Annotated in this window: 19 protein-coding genes; 9 read left to right on the top strand and 10 right to left on the bottom strand. The window is 60.5% G+C overall.

The window, feature by feature from the left end:
• Position 1 precedes the first annotated feature (1 nt).
• The 4 genes from accC (at position 2) to G5367_RS17170 (ending at position 4776) form a co-directional block, all read left to right on the top strand.
• The gene (gene accC / locus G5367_RS17185) at positions 2-1342 is read left to right on the top strand and encodes an acetyl-CoA carboxylase biotin carboxylase subunit (RefSeq protein ID WP_216951972.1); all 1341 of its coding nucleotides are present in this window, start codon (positions 2-4) and stop codon (positions 1340-1342) included.
• Between the two features lie 206 nt (positions 1343-1548).
• Positions 1549-1812 (top strand): YhdT family protein, encoded by a 264-nt coding sequence (locus G5367_RS17180; RefSeq protein ID WP_047438157.1) that lies wholly within the window; start codon positions 1549-1551, stop codon positions 1810-1812.
• Positions 1802-3259, top strand: a complete 1458-nt coding sequence (gene panF, locus G5367_RS17175; RefSeq protein ID WP_421244669.1) for a sodium/pantothenate symporter — start codon at positions 1802-1804, stop codon at positions 3257-3259. Before G5367_RS17180 ends, panF begins: the two co-directional genes overlap by 11 nt.
• An 89-nt stretch (positions 3260-3348) precedes the next feature.
• On the top strand, positions 3349-4776 hold the full coding sequence (locus tag G5367_RS17170; protein WP_042080616.1) for a PTS transporter subunit EIIC: 1428 nt from the start codon (positions 3349-3351) through the stop codon (positions 4774-4776).
• 1 nt (position 4777) lies between these two features.
• Here G5367_RS17170 and G5367_RS17165 read toward each other — a convergent pair whose 3' ends face one another.
• Positions 4778-5650 carry a LysR family transcriptional regulator gene (locus G5367_RS17165; protein ID WP_216951974.1) on the bottom strand — a complete coding sequence of 291 codons (873 nt, stop codon included), beginning with the start codon at positions 5648-5650 and terminating at the stop codon, positions 4778-4780.
• Between the two features lie 100 nt (positions 5651-5750).
• Between G5367_RS17165 and G5367_RS17160 the strand changes: the two genes are divergently transcribed.
• The 3 genes from G5367_RS17160 (at position 5751) to G5367_RS17150 (ending at position 8904) form a co-directional block, all read left to right on the top strand.
• Positions 5751-6767, top strand: a complete 1017-nt coding sequence (locus tag G5367_RS17160; RefSeq protein ID WP_421244671.1) for a zinc-binding alcohol dehydrogenase family protein — start codon at positions 5751-5753, stop codon at positions 6765-6767.
• A gap of 537 nt (positions 6768-7304) precedes the next feature.
• Positions 7305-8183, top strand: a complete 879-nt coding sequence (prmA, locus tag G5367_RS17155; RefSeq protein ID WP_005349476.1) for a 50S ribosomal protein L11 methyltransferase — start codon at positions 7305-7307, stop codon at positions 8181-8183.
• Positions 8184-8349: 166 nt separating this feature from the next.
• Complete coding sequence (locus G5367_RS17150; RefSeq protein WP_421244672.1) at positions 8350-8904, top strand: sugar O-acetyltransferase; 555 nt, start codon at positions 8350-8352, stop codon at positions 8902-8904.
• Between the two features lie 382 nt (positions 8905-9286).
• Here the strand turns inward: G5367_RS17150 and G5367_RS17145 are convergent, their stop codons facing one another.
• The gene (locus G5367_RS17145; protein ID WP_042080611.1) at positions 9287-9835 is read right to left on the bottom strand and encodes an NAD(P)H nitroreductase; all 549 of its coding nucleotides are present in this window, start codon (positions 9833-9835) and stop codon (positions 9287-9289) included.
• 114 nt (positions 9836-9949) lie between these two features.
• Positions 9950-11977: an FAD-dependent oxidoreductase gene (locus G5367_RS17140; RefSeq protein ID WP_421244673.1), complete on the bottom strand. Its 2028-nt coding sequence runs from the start codon at positions 11975-11977 to the stop codon at positions 9950-9952.
• Between the two features lie 208 nt (positions 11978-12185).
• Between G5367_RS17140 and sppA the strand changes: the two genes are divergently transcribed.
• A complete protein-coding gene (gene sppA / locus G5367_RS17135) occupies positions 12186-14030 on the top strand; it encodes a signal peptide peptidase SppA (RefSeq protein ID WP_069526535.1) in 1845 nt (614 codons plus the stop codon).
• Positions 14031-14502: 472 nt separating this feature from the next.
• Positions 14503-14808 (top strand): type 1 fimbrial protein, encoded by a 306-nt coding sequence (locus G5367_RS17130; protein WP_421231782.1) that lies wholly within the window; start codon positions 14503-14505, stop codon positions 14806-14808.
• 78 nt (positions 14809-14886) lie between these two features.
• Here G5367_RS17130 and G5367_RS17125 read toward each other — a convergent pair whose 3' ends face one another.
• The 7 genes from G5367_RS17125 to G5367_RS17095 form a co-directional block, all read right to left on the bottom strand.
• Positions 14887-15813: a L,D-transpeptidase family protein gene (locus G5367_RS17125; RefSeq protein ID WP_216951980.1), complete on the bottom strand. Its 927-nt coding sequence runs from the start codon at positions 15811-15813 to the stop codon at positions 14887-14889.
• A 510-nt stretch (positions 15814-16323) separates the two neighbouring features.
• Positions 16324-17565, bottom strand: coding sequence for a tetratricopeptide repeat protein (locus G5367_RS17120; protein ID WP_421244675.1), 1242 nt, complete (start codon positions 17563-17565; stop codon positions 16324-16326).
• 11 nt (positions 17566-17576) lie between these two features.
• Positions 17577-18212, bottom strand: a complete 636-nt coding sequence (locus G5367_RS17115) for an energy transducer TonB (RefSeq protein WP_005343441.1) — start codon at positions 18210-18212, stop codon at positions 17577-17579.
• Positions 18213-18228: 16 nt separating this feature from the next.
• On the bottom strand, positions 18229-18636 hold the full coding sequence (locus G5367_RS17110) for an ExbD/TolR family protein (protein WP_005338933.1): 408 nt from the start codon (positions 18634-18636) through the stop codon (positions 18229-18231).
• A 67-nt stretch (positions 18637-18703) separates the two neighbouring features.
• Positions 18704-19231, bottom strand: a complete 528-nt coding sequence (locus tag G5367_RS17105; protein ID WP_005338936.1) for a MotA/TolQ/ExbB proton channel family protein — start codon at positions 19229-19231, stop codon at positions 18704-18706.
• A 10-nt stretch (positions 19232-19241) separates the two neighbouring features.
• Positions 19242-20615, bottom strand: a complete 1374-nt coding sequence (locus G5367_RS17100) for a MotA/TolQ/ExbB proton channel family protein (RefSeq protein ID WP_107682561.1) — start codon at positions 20613-20615, stop codon at positions 19242-19244.
• Positions 20612-21376 (bottom strand): DUF3450 domain-containing protein, encoded by a 765-nt coding sequence (locus tag G5367_RS17095; RefSeq protein ID WP_421244676.1) that lies wholly within the window; start codon positions 21374-21376, stop codon positions 20612-20614. The genes G5367_RS17100 and G5367_RS17095 overlap by 4 nt, the downstream gene beginning before the upstream one ends.
• Positions 21377-21470 lie beyond the last annotated feature (94 nt).

The following is a 21470-nucleotide window of genomic DNA, read 5'->3' as shown; positions in this document are numbered from 1 at the left end:
CATGTTGGACAAAGTAGTCATCGCCAACCGCGGTGAAATTGCCCTGCGGATCCTGCGCGCCTGCAAAGAGCTCGGGATCAAGACAGTGGCCGTTCACTCCACCGCCGACCGGGAGCTCAAACATGTGCTGCTGGCCGACGAATCCATCTGTATCGGCAAACCAGCCAGTACCGACTCCTACCTCAACGTTCCGGCTATCATCGCCGCCGCCGAGGTGACCGGTGCCGTGGCCATCCACCCGGGTTACGGCTTCCTCTCCGAGAACGCCGATTTTGCCGAAGTGGTCGAAAAATCCGGCTTCATCTTCATCGGCCCGCGCGCCGAGACCATCCGCCTGATGGGTGACAAAGTCTCCGCCATCGAAGCGATGAAGAAGGCAGGCGTACCGTGTGTACCGGGCTCTGACGGTCCGGTGGACAACGACACCAAGCGCAATGCCGCTATTGCCAAGCGCATCGGCTATCCGGTGATCATCAAGGCTGCCGGTGGCGGCGGTGGTCGTGGCATGCGCGTGGTACGCAGCGAGGCCGAGCTAGCCTCCGCCATTGCCCTAACCAAATCCGAAGCAGGCCAGTTCTTCAAGAACGACATGGTCTACATGGAGAAGTACCTGGAAAACCCGCGCCACATCGAAATTCAGGTGTTGGCAGACGGCCAGGGCAACGCCCTCTATCTGGGCGAGCGCGACTGCTCCATGCAGCGTCGCCACCAGAAGGTGGTGGAAGAGGCGCCGGCACCCGGCATCACCGCCGAAATGCGCAAGTTCATCGGCGAGCGCTGTGTGCGCGCCTGTATCGAGATCGGCTACCGCGGTGCGGGTACTTTCGAGTTCCTGTACGAGAACGGCGAGTTCTATTTCATCGAAATGAACACCCGTATCCAGGTTGAGCATCCGGTCACCGAGATGGTCACCGGTATCGATCTGATCAAGGAGCAGCTGCGCATCGCCGCCGGTCAGCCCCTGTCGATCACCCAGCAGGATATCCGCATCCGTGGCCATGCCATCGAGTGCCGGATTAACGCCGAAGATCCGGCCACCTTCATGCCCTCTCCGGGTCTGGTTCAGCGCTTCCACGCGCCGGGTGGTCTGGGCGTGCGTTGGGACTCCCACATTTATGCCGGTTACAAGGTACCGCCCCACTACGATTCAATGATCGGCAAGCTGATCTGCTACGGCGAGAATCGTGACATTGCCATCGCCCGCATGCGCCATGCGCTGGACGAGCTGGTGGTGGAAGGGATCAAGACCAACGTACCGTTGCAAAAAGAGATCATGAAAGACGAAAACTTCCAGCACGGTGGCACCAATATCCACTACCTGCACAAGAAGTTAGGTCTGTAAGGATCGCTGATAGAGACCCGATGACATTGCACGGTGGCAGTACCAACGCCCACTATCTGCACAAGAAGTTGGGTCTGTAGGATCACTGATAGAGACCGGACTTCCGGTGGAAGTCTGCTTCGCAAGGAGCCTCTGCTGAAAAAGGGCCATGGCGACATGGCCCTTTTTTGTTATTCTTGCGCCCCTCAAATTTGTCGGAGGCCAAGGTGAACCGTTTTGCTCTCGCCCGCCGGGAAGCAGCTTTCTGCCTGCTGCTGACCCTGTTCTACTTCTTTGCCTGGTATGGCACCGCCTATTTTATCCCGCCCCAGCTGGAGTTGTGGGGGCTGCCACTGTGGTTCCTGCTCAGCTGCATGGTGATGCCGCTGCTGTTCATTCTGCTCTGCGCCCTGATGGTGAACCGGCTGTTTGTGGAGATCCCCCTCGATACCCACTCCCCTTCCGGCAAGGAGTCATCCCATGAATCTTGAGTTGATGCTGCCGCTCGTCATCTATCTGGTGCTGGTGCTGGGGGTGGGTTTCTGGGCCAGCCGCCATCGCGCGCAAGGCAACTTCGTGCAGGAGTACTTCATCGGCAACCGCAGCATGGGCGGGCTGGTGCTGGCGATGACGCTAGTGGCCACCTACACCTCGGCCTCCTCCTTTATCGGTGGGCCGGGTGCCGCCTACAAGATCGGCCTTGGCTGGGTGTTGCTGGCGATGATCCAGCTGCCCACCGTCTGGCTCACTCTGGGGGTGCTTGGCAAGAAGTTCGCCATCATCGCCCGCCGGGTCAATGCGGTGACCATCAACGACATGCTGTGGGCCCGCTACCAGAGCAAGGCGGTGGTGATCCTCGGCTCCATTACTATCATCCTCGCCTTTATCGCGACCATGGTGGTGCAGTTTATCGGCGGTGCCCGCCTGCTGGAGACCGCCACCGGCCTCTCCTACCAGCAGGGGTTGATGCTGTTTGCCAGCTGCGTGCTGCTCTACACCATCATCGGCGGCTTCCGCGCCGTGGTGATGACCGATGCCCTGCAGGGGATCATCATGCTGATCGGCACCGGCGCCTTGCTGGCAGGAATTCTGATTGCAGGGGATGGATTGCCCAATCTTATCCATCAGCTAAAAGAGATCGATCCCAAGCTGGTAAGCCCGCAAGGGGCCGGCGACATGTTGACCCAGCCCTTTATGCTGAGCTTCTGGCTCCTGGTCTGTGTCGGGGTGGTGGGGCTACCCCACTCGGCGCTGCGCTGCTTTGGCTATCGCGACAGCAAGGCACTCCATCGCGGCATTTTGATCGGTACTGTGGTCAGCGCCCTGCTGATGTTTGGCATGCATCTGGCGGGCGCCCTCGGCCGCGCCATCCTGCCGGGCATGGACAGCCCGGACAAGATCATGCCCTCCCTGATGATGGAAGTGCTGCCCCCCTGGCTGGCCGGGGTCTTTCTGGCGGCGCCGATGGCGGCCATCATGTCCACCATCGACTCCCAGCTGATCCAGGCTTCCGCCACTCTGGTGAAGGATCTCTACCTCAACTATCTCAATCCAAAGCAGGAGAAGCTGGAGGTGCGCATCCCTCGCCTCTCTCTGCTCTGCACCCTGATCTTGGGCACCCTGGTGCTGCTGGCGGCGCTGCAACCGCCCGAGATGATCATCTGGCTCAATCTGCTCGCCTTTGGCGGTCTGCAGGCGGTGTTCCTCTGGCCGCTGGTGCTCGGTCTCTACTGGTCGCGGGCCAACGGCCCGGGCGCGCTGGCCAGTATGGTCAGCGGCATCGTCAGCTATGGGGTACTGAGTCAGTGGGGGATCAAGCTGGCTGGCCTGCACGCCATCGTGCCAAGCCTCACGCTGGCGCTGGTGGTCTTTATCACGGTCAGCCTGCTGACGGCACCGCCCTCGCGGGAAGTGCGCGAGCTTTTCGGGCAGAAATAATAAAAATATAAATTAGGGGTTCCAAAACTATCCCCAAATAGGTGTTTTCCGGTTAAACTGTGCGCCAAGTCACAGAACGTAGCCGCTGTATGCCCGTTAAAGCCACTCGACAAGTCGTTACTCAAGCCCTGCAGCGGCTCGGTTATGCCCTGCTGCTGCCCGTCTCCATCCTGCCGATGGCGGCGTTGATCTACCGGCTTGGGCAACCCGACGTGCTCGATTTGGCGGTGCTCTCCCTCACCGGTCAGGCGATCTTCAGCCAGATGCCGCTCATCTATGCGGTGGCGATCGCCTTTGGCCTGAGTCGGCAGGAGCTGGGCGGACAGACGCTGGCGGGTGCGGTCAACTTCCTGCTGCTCAGCACCGCCTTCAATACGCTGGCCCCCAACCTGCACGCCGACATGATCTGCGGTCTGCTGGCGGGGCTCACCACTGCCATCATCTATCCCTGGGTTCACCAGCAAACGCTGCCCCGCTGGCTGCAGATCGCCAGGGGGGAGTTTCCCAGCCTGCTGGTGTCGGCCTTGGCCTGCCTGCTGATCGCCATCCCCCTCTCGCTGCTGTGGCCACCGCTGGAGCGCGGGCTGACCCTGCTCACCTCGGAGCTGCTCACCACGCCGTTTGGCGCCTTCTGCTACGGCACCCTCAACCGCTTGTTAATCCCGCTCGGGCTCCATCAGGTATTGGGCAGCGTCATCGGCCTTGGCGAGAGCAACCTGCAGGCGCTGGCCACCGCCCAGCCCCTTCATGAAGGATATGTAGCCGGTCTTTACCCCATCATCATGTTCGGCCTGCCGGGCGCCTGTTTTGCCATCTGGCTGCACCGCCAGCGGATGCAGCGGCTGCCACAGGGCGGGCTGCTGCTCACCCTTGCGCTCACCTCGGCACTGGTGGGTATCACAGAGCCTATCGAATTTCTGTTCGCCTTTACCGCCCCCTGGCTGTTTCTCGCCCACGCCCTGCTGACCGGACTGTCGCTGGCGGTCTGTAGCGGGCTGGGGATCAAGGTGGGCAGTTACTTCTCCGCCGGTCTGCTGGATCTGGTGCTGAGCTATCAGGCAGGGGAGCACAGCTTCTGGCTCATCCCGGTCGGTATCCTGTTTTTCGTCGCCTACACCCTGCTGTTCTATCAGCTGCTGGAGCGTGCCCCCCTCAGCATGCCGAGCAAGCCCATCGCGGTGGAGCATCCGCGCCTTGCCAGCGTTGCCCCCTCAGACCCGCAGATGCTGGCGATCCAGTACCTCAAGGTGCTGGGCGGGATGGACAATCTGGTGGCGATGAGTGTCTGTATCACCCGCCTCAGCCTGCGGGTGCGCGATATTTCACTGGTGGATGAATCCCGCCTGCTGGGTCTGGGCTGCCTCTCCTGGATCCAGCTCAACGACCACCAGCTGGTGCTGGTGCTGGGCCCCAGCGCCAGCCTGATTGAAGGGCAGATCCGCATGCTGGCGGAGCGCCAGTCGGTCCCCCTCGGCCTCAAACCCAATCAGGAGTCGGCCAGCCAGAGCAGCTGGTAACTCAGGCGAACGGCAACCGCTCGGCCACGAAATCCATCAGGGTGCGCAGGGCGGGAGCCAGATGCTCCCGACTCGGATAGATAAGGTAAAACGGGTTGGCCGGAATGGGCTGATCCGGCAACACCTTCTGCAGCCGCCCCGCCGCCAAATCCCCTTCACAGACATGGTGGGGCAACAGGGCAATCCCCCCGTCATGAAGCGCCATCTCCCGCAGCGCCAGCAAGCTGTTGCTGACACAGGCCCCCTGCGGCCGCCAGCCCCCCTCCAGCAATGGCCACACCGGCATGGCCGAGTGCACCAGACAGGCATAGCGGCCCAGCTCGCTCAACTGTTGCGGCATGCCGTGGGCCGCCAGATAGGCTGGGGCCGCAACCAGATGGCGCGGCACCTGACCGATACGCCGGCAGATCAGGCTGGAGTCTTTCAGCGGCGCCGCCCGCAGCGCCAGATCGTAACCCTCGCCCACCAGATCAAGCTGCTCATCGCTCAGGGTCAGCTCCAGTACCACCTCGGGGTAAAGCGCACGAAACTCGGCCAGGATCCGGCCAAGCAGCAGGGTGCCGGTCGCCTCGGGGGCAGTGATCCGCACCCGCCCCGCCGGGGCCGAGCGCAGCCGTGCCATCGCCAGATTGGCACTGCGGGCCAGTGCCAGCAGCCCCTGACAGTGCTCCACATAGAGCTCCCCCTGCGGGGTCAGGCTCAACCTGCGAGTGGTACGCTGCAACAGCCGCACCCCGAGCTGGGATTCGAGCCGCGAGATCTTCTGGCTCACCGACGACTTGGGCATACCGAGCAGCTCGGCGGCTCGGGTAAAGCTTCCCTGCTCCACCACGGTGGCAAACAGCCCCATCAACTCCAGATCGACATTGTTCATATATTCAAACAGTCTTTACCGATTACCCATCTTAATCTTGATAATCAACCAGACTAGAGTGAGTGGCAATCCCGAACACAGCGATTTGAAAGGAAATACCATGAAAGCCATTGCCCTGACTCACTATCTGCCAAGCGACCACCCCGACTGCTTTATCGCAGCCAACCTGCCCGATCCGGTTCCGGGTCCGCGGGATCTGCTGGTCCGGGTTACTGCCACCTCCGTCAATCCGGTGGATACCAAGGTGCGCTCCCACAAGGCCAAAATTGAAAGCTCGCCCCGGGTGCTGGGCTGGGATGCGGTGGGGGAAGTGATCGCCACCGGCAGCGAAGTCACCCTGTTCAAGGCGGGCGACCGAGTCTGGTATGCCGGCGACATCAGCCGCCCGGGCAGCAACAGCGCCCTGCAACTGGTGGATGAGCGCATCGCCGCGATCGCCCCCACCAGCTTGAGCGATGTGGAGGCCGCCGCCTTGCCGCTCACCGCCATCACCGCCTGGGAGACCCTGTTCGAGCGCTTTGCCCTCACCCGCGAGAGCCGTGGCAAACTGCTGATCATCGGCGGCGCCGGTGGCGTAGGCTCCATCGCCATCCAGCTGGCCCGCCAGCTCACCGGCATGGAGGTGATTGCTACTGCCTCCCGCCCCGAGAGCCGTGAGTGGTGCCTCGAGATGGGCGCCCATCAGGTCGTAAACCACCACAAGTTGCAGGAGGAGCTGACCGCCCTTGGCATCACTCAGGTCGATGCCATCTTCTGCACCAACGCCACCGCCGAGCACTGGGCTACCATGGCAGGGCTGATCCGCCCATTTGGCCATATCTGCACCATCGCTGAATCGAGCGAGCCGTGGGATCTCTCCCTGCTCAAGAGCAAGAGCGTCACCTTCAGCCAGGAGTTCATGTTCACCCGCTCCCTGTTCCAGACTCCGGACATGATCGAACAGCACCGCTTGCTCGGCCGGGTGGCGGCACTGGTCGATGAAGGGGTATTGCAGACCACCCTGACCAGAACCATCCCGTCACTGACCCCGGTCACGCTGGCTCAGGCCCATGCCGAGGTGGAAGCAGGCCGCATGGTAGGCAAGCTGGTGATCGACATGAGCGGCTTTGCCAACTAAGCCCTCCAACGCACCATGATGGGATAAGTTCACCAAGGAGATGCCCCAAACGGGCACAATCAGCGGCACTCATGACAGCCTGTGGCAGACCAACGTCCGACAATCAGCCAAAAAAGAGGCCATTTCGCGAGAAATGGCCTGAATACCTGAACATTGGGGTAACAATCACACACATATCCTTATGCAGGACATATTAGTCTTTGCATCTGGCGTGCCAACAGCAGCATGAATGCGCCAAAACGGCGTCAGCCCGTCCTTGAGCAAGGTGCCGACCTTGCTCTTTTTTTATCTGGCAGACTGTTTACTAGGCAAACAAGTGCAGATAAAAAAATGCCACCCGAGGGTGGCAGTGAAAGATGACGGAACTTGAGCAAAGCGTTCAGCGAAAACCGGTCGTCTTCGCCTGCATAGAGCAATACAGGAACCGTGCCAATCCGGCAAAAGCCCCCGTATCCCTCCACGTCATGGGCAAACCACGACAGCACTGCCCCATGATGGTAGAATCTCGCGGTTTCACATTTATGAAGAGTCGACGCCATGCCCTGGATACAAATTCGAATCAACGCCACTGCCAAGACCGCAGACAAGGTGAGCAACATGCTGCTGGGGCGTGGAGCCCAGGCGGTGACCTTTATGGATGCCAAGGATGTGCCCGTCTATGAACCCATGCCCGGTGAAACCCCGCTCTGGGGCGAGACCGAAGTGATGGGGCTGTTCGATGCCGAAACCGATCCGGCCCCCACTATCGCCTTCTTCCAGCAGATCTTCGGCGAAAATGTCGGCTACAAGGTCGAGCAGCTGGAAGACAAGGACTGGGTGCGCGAGTGGATGGATCACTTCCACCCCATGCAGTTTGGCGAGCGCCTCTGGATCTGCCCGAGCTGGCGCGATGTGCCGAACCCCGATGCAGTCAACGTCATGCTGGACCCAGGTCTGGCCTTCGGTACCGGTACCCACCCCACCACGGCGCTCTGCCTGCAGTGGCTGGACGGGCTGGATCTGGCCGGTAAAACCGTGGTCGACTTTGGCTGTGGCTCCGGCATTCTCGGCATCGCCGCCCTGAAACTGGGTGCTGCCCGCGTCATCGGCATCGACATCGACCCGCAGGCCATTCAGGCCAGCCGCGACAACGCCGCGCGCAACGGCGTCGCCGACCAGATTGAGCTCTACCTGCCGGCCGACCAGCCGCAAGATGTCGAAGCGGACGTGGTGGTCGCCAATATCCTGGCCGGCCCGCTGCGCGAACTGGCTCCGCTGATCGCCGGCCACGGCAAGCCGGGCAGCCTGATGGCCCTCTCCGGCGTGCTGGAGAGCCAGGCCCCGGAACTGGAAACTATCTACGGCCAGTGGTTCGAGATGGACCCGACCGCAGTCAAGGAGGAGTGGTGCCGCCTCTCCGGCCGCAAGCACGGCTAAACATAGCTCCCACACTCTCAAGGCGGCAAGTCAGCATCTTTATTAAACAAGAGCACCCACGGGTGCTCTTGTTGTTTCTCCCCCCTTTCCTACTCTGGGGGACGGTTCACGCTTCTCTGGCCAATAAGGGATTAACATCGTTCTTCCACATCATTGAGGCCCTGCCATGAGCGAATACCAGAAGATGATTAGCAGCCAACCGTACAACTGCATGGCACCCGAGCTGGCCCTGTTGCGCCGGGAAGCGGCACGGCGCTATCGCCGTTTCAATCAGGCGGAAGATGAGGCAGAGCAGCGGGCACTACTGGCGGAGCTGATTGGCAAATTGGCTGAGAATGCCTTTATCTGCCCGCCCCTCTACTGTACCTATGGCCGCCACATCCACCTGGGCAAGGACTCCTACATCAATATGGGAGCGACCCTGCTGGACAATGCCCCCATTCGCATCGGCGCCCATGTGATGATTGGGCCAAACGTGCAGATCTATACCGCAGCCCATGCGCTGGAGGCCGACGAACGGATTCAGGGCACAGAGACGGCGCTGCCGGTCACCATTGAAGACAAGGTCTGGATTGGGGGCGGCGTCATCTTGCTGCCCGGCGTCACCATAGGGCGGGAGGCGATCGTCGGCGCGGGTGCCGTAGTCACCAAAGATGTACCGGCCGGTGCTCGGGTAGTCGGCAACCCGGCCCGGATCCTGCCAGCCACAAACAGGGCATAAGGCAGCCAACCGGGTTGTATGCCGATACCGCCATCAACTCACAACAGCCCCGACACCCCATAAAAAAATAAAGCCCAATGTCACGAAGACGTTGGGCTGTTAAAAGGTGCTACGGAATTGCGACTCTCATCGCAGAAAAATTAGAAGGAGTGCCCTTCTAAACTGGCAGGGAGATATTAGCGAATGCGCAAACGTTTTACATAGTGAAATACCACAGGATTGCGAGGTACATCGCACTATTTAAATAATTACCTGCTATGGCGCGCGAAGCCTCTTTGAGCCATTTATTTTCCCCAATTTCTCTGGTTACTATTCACGGTTAAACAGAAAAGCCCCGATTTCTCGAGGCTTTGCTTCTCTCAACCGCAACGTGGCCGAAAAGTCAGAAACGGCGGACAAACTCATCGAGCGGCAGCTCGCGCAGTTTACGCGCTTCCAGCATGGGGGTGCCGAGGTAGAGGAAACCCACCAGCTGATCCTCTGCCGCCAGTCCCAATCCTTTGTTGATCTGCTCATCGAAGATAAACCAGCCGGAGCGCCAGATGCCGTTGAAGCCCTGCGCCTGCGCCGCCATCTGCATCGCCATCAGGGCACAACCTGCAGAGAGCTCCTGCTCCAGTTTCGGCACCTTGGGGTGATCCTGATAACGGGTTGCCACGGCGACGATCAAGGGCGCCCGCAGCGGCGCTTCGCTGCACTTCTTGATGCTCTCTTCATCTTCGCCACGGGCACGGGCCGCCTCGGCCAGCAGCTTGCCCAGCCGCTCACGCCCCTCCCCTTCAAACAGAATGAACTGCCAGGGGGTCAGGGTGCCGTGATCCGGCGCACGCAGGCCCGCCTTGAGGATATTGTCGAGCACCTCACCGCTCGGGGCGGGATCGGCGAGACGGCCACAGGAGTGGCGATTGAGCAACAGGGTGAGGGCATCCATGGGCAATTCCTTCTCTGGGGCAATGATGGCGCTACCTTAGCACAGCACCGAATGAAGAAAACCCCTGAGGCTCAGGGGTTTATCGCACTATAAAGGACAAGAGGACGCTGCTTGCTAGATGATCGCTGCCAGCTCGGCCCCTTGCCGGATGGCGCGCTTGGCATCCAGCTCGGCAGCCACGTCGGCTCCGCCGATGATATGCACCGGCTTGCCTGCCGCCTGCAACCCGGCCTGCAGTTCTTTAAGGGGCTCCTGCCCGGCGCAGACGATAACCTGATCCACCGGCAGACACTGCTTGGTCTCGCCCACCTGAATGTGCAAGCCCTCGTCATCGATCCCCAGATATTGCACCCCGGAGAGCATCTGCACCTTGCGGTTCTTGAGCACGGTACGGTGGATCCAGCCGGTGGTCTTGCCAAGTCCGTCACCCACCTTGCTCTCCTTGCGCTGCAGCAGCCAAATCTGGCGCTCGGGGGCGTCGATTTCAGGAACCGTAAGGCCACCGCGCTCGCCAAGCTGTTTGTCGATGCCCCACTCCTTGAGCCAGTGATCACGGTGCCCATCGGCATCCATCTCCACCTTCTTCTCGACCAGATACTCAGCCACATCGAATCCGATGCCGCCGGCACCGATCACCGCCACCTTCTGGCCGACCGGTTTGTGATCCCGCAATACATCGAGATAACTCATCACCTTGGGATGTTCGATGCCCGGAATATTGGGGGTGCGCGGACGAATACCGGTAGCGAGGATCACCTCGTCAAAACCGCCGCCGAGCAGGCTCTCGGCACTCTGGCGCTGGCCCAGATAGAGCTCTACGCCGCACTTCTCCAGCCGTTTGGCGAAATAGCGCAGAGTCTCGTGAAACTCCTCCTTGCCCGGGATCTGCTTTGCGAAGTTGAACTGGCCGCCGATTTCGCTGGCCTGATCGAACAGGCTCACCTGATGACCGCGCTCGGCAGCGTAACAGGCAAACGCCAGCCCGGCCGGGCCCGCCCCCACCACCGCCAGCTTCTTGGGCTGGGGCACGCGGCCAAAGGTCAGCTCGGTCTCGAAACAGGCGCGGGGATTGACCAGACAGGAGGCGCGCTTCTGCTTGAACACATGGTCGAGGCAGGCCTGGTTGCAGGCGATGCAGGTGTTGATCTCGTCCGCCCGGTTCTCGGCCGCCTTGATGACAAACTCCGGGTCCGCCAGGAAAGGGCGTGCCATGGAGACCATATCCGCCTCACCCCCCGCCAGAATCCGCTCGGCCACCTCCGGGGTGTTAATCCGGTTGGTAGTGATAAGCGGCACCTTGAGGTGTTTTTTCAGCTCGGCGGTCACCCAGCTGAAGGCGCCGCGTGGCACGCTGGTGGCGATGGTGGGAATACGCGCTTCGTGCCAACCGATACCGGTGTTGATCAGGGTCACCCCCACCGCTTCCAGCGCTTTGCCAAGGGCAATCACCTCTTCCAGGGTCGAGCCCTGCTCCACCAGATCCAGCATGGAGAGGCGGAAGATAATGATGAAGTCGGTGCCGACCCGCTCGCGGATGGCGCGGACAATCTCCACCGCAAAGCGCATCCGGTTTTCGCTGCTGCCGCCCCAGCCATCGGTGCGTTTGTTGGTTCGCTCGCAGATGAACTGGTTGATGAGATAGCCTTCCGAGCCCATCACCTCGACGCCGTCATAACCGGCCGCCTTGGCCAGCGCTGCTGTAGCCGCGAAGTCGCGAATAGTGCCGCGGATCTGCCGCTCGCTCATGGCGCGTGGCTTGAACGGGGAGATGGGGGCCTTGAGGGCACTCGGCGCCAGACTGAACGGATGATAGGCGTAACGACCGGCATGGAGGATCTGCAGCGCAATCTTGCCCCCCTCCTGATGCACGGCGCTGGTCACCTTCTTGTGCTTGCTCACCTGCCAGGGGAAGCTCAGCTGGGAGCCATGAGGTACCAGCCGACCGCGCAGATTGGGGGCAATGCCGCCGGTGACGATAAGGCCAACGCCACCACGGGCGCGCTCGGCGTAAAAGGCGGCCAGCTTGTCAAAACCGCCCTTCTCCTCTTCGAGGCCGGTATGCATGGAGCCCATCAACACACGGTTGCGCAGCTGGGTAAAACCAAGGTCGAGCGGGGTCAGCAGGGTCGGATAGCGGCTCACGATGCCTCCAGTTAATTTTTTGTTATCAAACTGAAGCTAGAGTAAAGAATCGAAAATTCTTTTTCAAACAAATGTTTGGACAAATTTTCAGCGAACAGCCGTGCCCTGAACGAAGATAGACGGGATCCGCCAGTAGGAAATGGCAATTTCGCCCGCAACTGGTTAATAATGGCTCTTCTCTACCCATTAACAGGGCGATAACGCGACTATGTCTATTTTCAAAGGTCTGGGTTGGTTGTTCCGCAGCCTGTGGCGCCTGCTCAATTTCACCCGGCTGATGCTGGTCAATCTGCTGTTTCTCATCGTAGTGCTGGTCATCGTCTTCAGCGTCAGCCAGAAAGAGGCCCCCAAGGCGCCCATCGAAGGGGCGCTGACCCTCAATCTCAACGGCGTGCTGGTGGAGCAACGCTCCCAGACCGATCCCACCGTCCAGTTGCTGCGCCAGATGGACAGCAGCGACGAGCAGCCGAGCGAGATCGTCCTCTCCGACCTGCTGTGGGCCATCAAGAGTGCCAAGGATGACGAGCGCATCAAGGCGCTGGTGATCAAGCCGCAAGGGCTGCAGGGAGCCAACTTCACCAAACTGCAGGAGGTGGCGAGTGCCATCGACTCCTTCCGGGAGAGCGGCAAGCCGGTGATCGCCATGGCCGACTTCTACACTCAGGGGCAATACCTGCTGGCGGCCCACGCCGATCATGTGCTGCTCAACCAGAGCGGCGCCGTGGTGATCGAGGGGCTTGGGGTCTACCAGACCTACTTCAAGTCGGCGCTGGAGAAGCTCAACATCACCCCGCATGTATTCAAGGTCGGCACCTACAAATCCTTCGTCGAACCCTATACCCGCGACGAGATGTCCCCCGAGAGCAAAGAGGCGAACCAGCGCTGGCTGGATCAGCTGTGGCAATCCTATGTGGCTGACGTGGCCGAGCAGCGGGAGATCGAACCCGATGCGGTCGCGCCGGGCAAGGATCGCTTCCTCGAGCTGCTGCGCAAAGCCGGTGGCAATGCCGCCAACTACGCCCTCGACAACGGTCTGGTGGATCAGCTGGCCACCCGCGACGAGATGACCCAGGCGGTCATTAAAGAGGTGGGTGAAGCGGACGACCACGGCTGGAAAGGGGTCGGCCTGAAAGAGTATCTGGCTGCCATTCCGGAACAATATCCCCAGAGCGGCAAGGATGAGGTGGGTCTGGTGGTCGCCAGCGGCGCCATCATGGATGGCGTCCAGCCTGCCGGCACCATCGGCGGTGATAGCCTATCCGACCTGCTGGCCGATGCTCGCCGCGATGACAAGGTCAAAGCCGTAGTCCTGCGGGTCGACAGCCCGGGCGGCAGCGCCTTCGCCGCCGAGCAAATCCGCGCCGAGCTGCTGGCCCTGAAACAGGCTGGCAAGCCGGTAGTGGTCTCCATGGGCAGCTATGCCGCCTCCGGTGGCTACTGGATCTCCGCCGATGCGGACAAGATCTTCGCGTCCCCGACAACCCTCACCGGCTCCATCGGGGTATTCGGCATGTTCGCCACCATCGACAAGGCGTTGGCCCAGTTCGGGGTGCATACCGACGGGGTTGGCACCACAGATTACGTTGGCGTCGGCCCGACCCGCGCCCTGCCGGATCACGTCGGTCAGGCCATCCAGCTGAGCGTGGAAGATACCTACCAGCGCTTCATCGGTCTGGTGAGCAAGGGCCGTGGTCTGAGCCCGGAAGAGGCCGAAAAAGCGGCCGAAGGTCGTGTCTGGACTGGCGAAGATGCCAAGGCCCTGGGTCTGGTGGACGAGTTCGGCAATCTGGATGACGCCATCAAGGCAGCCGCCGAGCTGGCCAACCTCAAAGAGTGGCAGGTGACCCCCATAGAGCAGGAGGAGTCCACCAAGGACAAGTTCCTGCGTCAGCTGTTTGACAGCAGTGCCCAAGTGCTAGCCCCCCAGTTGCAAAGCTGGCTGCCAGCCGGCTTTGGCAAGGCCTTGGTGGAAGTGAACCGCAGTCTCGACCCGCTCACCCGCTTCAACGACCCACAAGGCACCTACGCCTTCTGCCCGGTCTGTGTGCAGTGATTCTGCCTGGGTAAAACGCTGACTCGAGCCCAGAAAAACGGCGACCATAATGGTCGCCGTTCAGCGTGATGAGAGCCCCTGGGCCCAAGCCAAGGGGTTGACCTCATATCGACATGGTCAATGCACGGACTGCGCCTTGCGCAAAGCCTCCAGCCGCTTGACGTCGAGATGACCCCCTTGACTCTTTCAGCCCCCAAGAGCACCGCCTGCTCAACATCGATAACTACTTCTCTTTTTACTTCAGCCGCGACAAGGTTCACTCCTGCTGTTAGCCCGAGAATGGTCGAACAGCCATTGACTCATCGGCATTAACCCCATGGGCGGCCCTCTTTTTTCTCCTGCTTTCTGAATTTGCCCCTCCCGAGCAGGGATCAAATAACGCTCATCCCCCACCTGACACTGTCGATACTGATAATGCGAGGCAATGAACAAGCGGGTTCCTGCCCGCGAGCAAGACAATCAGGAGGTCTGCATGAAAACAAGCGCAGTAGTGTTCACTCTCGCCACGCTGGGCATATCGATGGCACAGACGACCCAGGCAAGTAATACAGGACGCATCGAATTCAGCGGCGCCATCGTGGAGGATGCCTGCCGTGTCAACCAACTAGAGAAGCAGATGCAGGTCACCTGCCTCTCAGGCTCCGCACAAACAACCGAAACAGTTAATTTGCAAAAACTGGCAAGAGAGGCATCCTTGAATCTCTCCCACAGCCAAGTCTCCTACCAGTGGGTCGATGATCGCCACACTATGGCAATCGTCACCGTCAGTCACAAATAACGCCCACTGCCGCTGGCAGAAACAACAACGGCGACCATAGGGTCGCCGTTGTCATTACCGGGTCTCGAGTTCAAGTCATCAGGCTTGAGGATTGAGACGGGTCGGCATACCGGTACGCTGTTCCAGCACCTGCTTGACCACGTTGGAGTCAGACTCGGCGTGAGCGATGAAGCGGGTGATAGCCGGTGTCATCGGGAGCGGCACGGAGGCGGTGGAGTTGAACTCCTCCTCGGTGCGCGACAGCGGCTCGTGTACTTCCATGTAGCGACCGCCATCCGGCTCGACCGTGGTCTTGACCGGCTGGTTGACGAACTGGACGCGGGTACCGACCGGCACGTTGTCGAACAGATACTTGATGTCGTCGGCACGCAGACGTACGCAGCCGCTGCTCACCCGCAGACCGATACCGAAAGTGGCATTAGTGCCGTGGATGGCATAGAGGTTGCCGATGTAGAGGGCGTGCAGGCCCATGGGGTTGTCCGGGCCGGCTGGCCAGACCGCAGGCAGTGTGATTCCCTTCGCGGCGTAGCGACGACGAATGTTTTCGGTCGGGGTCCAGGTCGGGTTGGCGCGCTTGCGCTCTACCTTGGTGATCCAGTTCTCCGGGGTGTTCACCCCCAGCTGACCGATGCCGATGGGCAATACCTGTACCACGTTCTTCCCTTTCGGATAGTAGTAGAGGCGCATCTCGGCAACGTTGATGACGATCCCTTCGCGGGGCGCGTTGGGCAGGATCAACTGGTGAGGGATGATCAGGGTGCTGCCCGCTTTGGGCAGATAGGGATCAACGCCCGGGTTGGCTTCCATGATATTGGTCAAACCCAACTGAAACTCGGAGGCAATCTGCTCCAGCGGACGATTGTCCGCAGGCACCACATATTCCAGATTCTCACCGATCAGACGGCTGTTGGCCGCAGGCAGACGGTACTCGACGGCGGCAGCCTGCTGGCTGATCAGCGCAAGTGTGCATAAAAGGGCCGAAGCGGCAGTGCGAAGGGGGTTCATAAAATTCCTGTGTGGTTTCCTGTACCAAATGGGCCGGAGGCCATCTTATCTTCGGTCTGCCGGTGGCGGGTCAACCTGCACCACGGCGCCAAATAACCGAGCGCGCATTCTTTCCCGAGTCGGCCAAAATTTCAACTTCCATATGTTGCTTTTCTTGTTAAAAGTGGCCGTTTTCGGTGTGATGCTTATCAACAGAGCAAAAGCCCCCTTGGCAAGTCGCCATTGAAAGAGAGATGTACAGCATAGCCCCCTCTCTGCGGACCAACCCCGCCCCCGTAGACCACAGCTCTGTGCCACCTGGTGTCACGGTTGCAGCCCTAGCTGAAACGTTTGTCACCTCGGAGGAGATAGGCCAATGTTGACTGTGGCACTTTCATTGGAGCGAAAAGGGGGAAAATAGCGCTTCGACTACAGCAGGGACTGGCTGCCGCCATAAAAAAACCGCTCCGAAGAGCGGTTAATGGAGCCACCAGGCAACCATAAAAGGGACTTCAAGCGTTGTCATTGGAATTACTGGACGGCCGCCTCCCCCGCACCACTCTGCTCCTTGAGGAAGCTGATCCAGGGGGATGCCCGACCGCTGACGTTGCCATTCTGAGCCGCCTGGGTGAAGGCGTTGAGGGCCTCCTTCGGCTTTTGTTGCTCAAAATAGGCGACCCCGGTCAGGAACTTGAGATCCGCCCGCTGTTCACCATTGGCATTGGCTGCCGGTTTGGCGGCCAGCGCCACCAGATCCTGATAGCGTTTGCTCTGGATCATCATGCGCGCCATTTTCAGCTGCAAATCGGCGCTCGGGGCCAGCTGATAGGATTTGGCCAGGGTGTCGATGGCCGGATCCAGCTCCTTGGCCTGATGCCAATAGTTGGCCAGGGTCTTGTAGTTGCTGGCGCTCTGCTCAATCACCCCATCCTTCATCCCCTTCTCCATCACCCGTGCGGCGCGATGGGGAATGCCGGTGAAGGCGAGGTAGTTGGCGAGGCGCTGCAGCTCGGCGGCCTCGGTCAACATGCCGAGGTTGTAGGCCGACTCCAGCGCCGCCAGCGCCTTGGCATCGTTACCTGCCTGCATATGCATGGCCGACAGCTGGGTCCAGTACTTCTTCTTCTCCGGGAACATGTTGACCAGAGAGGTCAGCACCTCGGTCGCCGGTTTGTACTGTTTCAGCTCGTAGTGAGCGCCCATCTTCAGCAGATACCAGGACTCCGGCGCTTTACCTGCCGACAGCTTGATCGCCTGATCCACCGCCGGGATCGCGTCACGGTACTGCTTGAGCTGCACGTGGGCGTTGGCTAGCGTGATATAGGCATGGGAGTTGGGCTTGTCATCTTTGCCCTGGTTGGCAAACCACTCCTTCATGGTCTTGATCGACCCCTGATAATTACCCTCAGCCATATAGAGCTGGGCCAGGTTGTAGCGCACCTGCTGGGCCACCGGTGGCGGCAGGCCGCCTGTCGCGATGGCATCGGCAAAGTACTTGGTCGCCTGACCGTATTTCTCCTGCTGGGCGGCCACGAAACCGAGAGTCTGCAATATGACCCCCTTGTCGTAGACCCGATCACCCACGCTGGAGAGTGCCTCCTGCAATCTGGCATTCGCCAGACCGTATTGCTTGTCAGTGATCAGCTCCTGCGCCTTGTTGACCGCCCGATAGGCCCGATCCGACAGGGCCGGCTGCTCGGCGGCCCAACTGGCGGTGCTGAGCAGCACCGCCATGGCGACCGGGGCGAGGATCATCTTGTGTAACTTGTTCATCGCCACCTTCCTTAGTTGACCGCAAACTCGATCTCTTGCTGCATACGGCTCGCCTGCGGCTTGCCATCCACCATGGCCGGTTTGAACGTCCACTTGGCGATGGTTTTGCGCGCCTCTTTGCCGAGGTCATAGCTGCGCGGCTCTTCCTTGACGATCCGCACGTTGCTGACGGTACCGCGCTCGGTGACGGTGAACTCCACCAGCACCTTGCCGGAGGCCAGCCCCGCCAGTGCCGCCTTGCGGGGCATCATGGGCTCGAAGGTTGCCAGCGGAATGGCGCCGTTGTTGCCACCGACGCCGCCACCACCGCCGCCGGTGCTGTAAGCACCCAGCGCGTTGCCACCACCGATGTTGACCGGGATGTCGAGCTTGGGCATGTCCATCGGCGCGCTCTCCATCTTCGGCCGATCCGTGCTGGCCACTTCCATCTCGGGAGGCGGCGGCGGACGCTTGGGCGGCGGCGGTTTGGGCAGCTCCCGCTGTTTCTCTTGCAGGGTCTCCTGGGGCTTGAGGCGGATGAAATCGGTCATGGTGACGTCATCCTTCTCCACCAGCTCCCGGTGATCCGGTGTGATCAGCTTGTTCATTCCCAGAAACAGAAAGAACACCACCACACAGGAGACCGCCAACGATATCAGGTATCTCATAGGTCTCTCTCCGGCATCAGCTGCTCTTGTCTGCCGCGATGGAGATGTTCTGGACACCGGCCATGCGGATCTGATCCATGACCTGCACCACCAGACCGGAACGGGATTCGTTATCGGCCTGGATCACCACGGCGCTCTCCGGGTTTTCGGCCCGCAGCCGCTCGATGTTGGCGCGCACCGCCCCCACCTCGACCACCCGCTTGTCGACCCAAACCTGACCGTTTTCGCGCACCGCGACCATGATATTGCCCTTCTTCACCGTCTCGGCCGTGCTGGCACTGGGACGGTTGATCTCGACACCGGACTCCTTGACGAAGGAGGTGGTGACGATGAAGAAGATCAGCATGATGAACACTATGTCCAGCATGGGGGTCAAATCGATAGCCGCCTCGTCAGCACCGCTGTCGCTGTAACGTTTTCTCATAGCAGAAACTCCTTGCTTGTTCTGTGCCCCCGGCAGGCCATGCCTCGCCGGGGGTATGCATCCTGCATCAACCGTGTTTCAGGTTGTCTTCCAGCTTTTGCACCGCCAGTTTGGCCTTGTGATCGAGCTGGTTGACAAAAAACAGGCCGGAAAGGGCGGCGATCATGCCCGCCATGGTCGGTACCGTTGCCTTGGAGATCCCCGATGCCATCGCCCGCGGCGACCCGGTGCCGGTGATGGCCAAAGTGTCAAACACCTGCACCATCCCCACCACGGTCCCCAGCAGCCCCATCAACGGGCAGAGAGCGATCAGCACCTTGATGACCGGCATCCCCTTGTCCACCGCCATGGCAACCCGTGAGACCAGCTCGCGCCGGATCTGCTTGGCAGACCAGGAGAGATGATCAGTGCGGGCCAGCCAGGTGGCCTTGGTCTGCTTCACCTGCTTGGGGTAAACCGCCATGAAGTAGAACCAGCGCTCCAGCAACAGGGCCCACATCATCAGGGTCAGGAAGAACAGGGCGACCAGTACATCGCCCCCCAATCCCAAAAACCGGCGGACCGACTCGACTTCTTCAATCAACCAGAACCACATGGGTGACTCCTTACGCTGCGGCTTTGGAGGCGTGCAGACGTTCCTGATAACGGGCGACGAAACCGGCGCTCTGCTCTTCCAGCACCTGGATCAGACGACGGCTCTGGGTCTGCACAATGGTGTAGAGGAACAGCATGGGCACCGCGACGACCAGACCCTGCATGGTGGTCACCAGCGCCTCCGAGATACCGCCCGCCATCAGCTTGGGATCGCCAGTGCCGAACAATGTGATGGCCTGGAAGGTGGCGATCATCCCCACTACGGTGCCGAGCAGGCCCAGCAGCGGCGCGACGGAAGCGATCAGCTTGATGATGCTGATGCCCTTCTCGAACTTGGGCACGTTGCGCAGGATGATCTCGTCGAGCTTGGACTCCAGATCCTCGATGTTGTCACCGCGATGACTCTGGTAGGCCCCCAGCATGTCACCAATGGGGTTGCCCTTGATGATCTGATCGGATTTCAGCTGCTTGCGCATGGACGAGCCGATCAACGACAGGCGGATACCGCAGAAGATGGCCAGCAGGGTACCGAGTACACCGAGCACCATGATGACGTAACCCACTTCACCACCCTGATCGATTCGCTCCTTGAGAGTCGGTGACTGCACCAGCAGAGAGAGGATCACGCCGCGAGACGGGTCGATAAAGATGGGTTTGACCCCGTCCCCGCCCTGTTCAAACTCGGCGATAGGTTCCAGCACCCCCTTGTCAGGTTGACGGGAGAGCTGCTCGAACTTGCCGGTCTCCGGCACGAAGGTGAGGTACTTGCCTTCGGAGACGGTATTGAACTCGCCGATCTGGGTGACGGTCTTCTCGGCCTGGTTGCCTTCGCCATAGACCACAGTCGCCGGGATCTGGCTCACCTTGCCACCGTCCACCATGCGGCTGAGGGTGGTGGTCCAGAACGCTTCCAGATCGTCGCTGGAGGGGAGCTCTTTACTCTCGGCCAGACGGGTCAGCAGCGCGGTCTGTTCCGGATGCTCGACCCGACGGGCGGAGGCGTTGAAGATCCCCTTGAACTCACCGGCGAACTGACGCAGTACGCCGAACATCTCACCCATGTTGCCGGAACGCTGGCGCAGGGTTTCAGTCAGCTCGGTCAGCTGCTTGTCATTGGCATCGAAGGTCGCCTTGAGCTGCTCGCCCTTGGCGGTTTCGGCAGCCAGCTCGGCCTTGGCCTTGGCCAGCAGCGCCCCCTGCTCGTTCTTGTCAGCCAGGAAGCGGGCTTCCCGCTCCTTGTTGAGTTGGGATTCGCTCAGGCTGGAGGCCTTGACCTGATTCAGCAGCGCATTGAGATCCACCGGTTTTTCGGCGGCGGTCACCGGCAGGGTGACCAGGGTTGCTCCCGCAATCAGGGAGGCAATCGCAAGTTTGATTCCTTTCATGATGCTTTCTCCGCAGTTTGAACCGGCAGCTTGATCAGCGCGGGAGGCGCCTGCTTCTTGGCGATGCGAAGGCCCTGTTCAACCGCACTGCGATACTCCTGGGGCAACTCTTCCCACTGGCGAGTCTTCTTGTTCCACATCCCGGTTTCATTGCCATCCGGGGATTGATAAAGCAGCGCGATGCGGCCAACGCGCAGGAACTCGTAGGTCTTCTCGCTGCCATCCTTGTCCAGGCTCGCCTTGTAGGCCTCAATGGTGCGGCTGAAGCCCTCCTCGATCTGGTAGGCCTCCAGGATCTTGCGGTATTTCTCGGAGATAGTGACATCGGCCCGGTTCATCAGGTCGGTCAGAGCCGCCACGCGGTCCTCGCGCTCGACCTTCTGGAACGGCAGATCCAGCGCCACAAACTGCTCGAGGGAGTCGATCATCTTGAGCATCAGGGGGACAACTTCGGTGCTGGTCTGATCAATCTGGGCGATCTGCTTTTGCATCGACGCCAGCTCGGCACTCTGGGACTCGACCATCTTGCTCACCTGCTCGTTGTAGGTGCGCAGACTGTCGACCTGACGCAGGGCTGCCTTGTACTGGGCCAGTGCGGATTCGGCAGATTCGGCATAGCTGTCGATCTTCTGCTGGGAAACTTTGGATGCGTTGTCGGTGGCGGCTTGAGCGTCCACGGCCTGACTGGCAGTGGCGGCACTCAGATTGAAGCTGGTCAACAAGGCGGCCGAAACCAGGCTGCCAAGGAGCGCTTTCTTCATTGTAATGGTCCTTGTCTTCATAGGATTACCCTATCTCCGTAACTTCCTTGGACGTTGGGCACAGCCGGCCCGACCGGGCCGGCTGAGGTTGTAT

The sequence above is a fragment of the Aeromonas sp. 604282 genome, from assembly GCF_049170575.1.
In the GTDB taxonomy this organism is placed as follows: domain Bacteria; phylum Pseudomonadota; class Gammaproteobacteria; order Enterobacterales; family Aeromonadaceae; genus Aeromonas; species Aeromonas veronii_A.
Note: the sequence above shows the minus strand (reverse complement) of the source record. Positions and strands in the feature narration are given on the sequence as shown.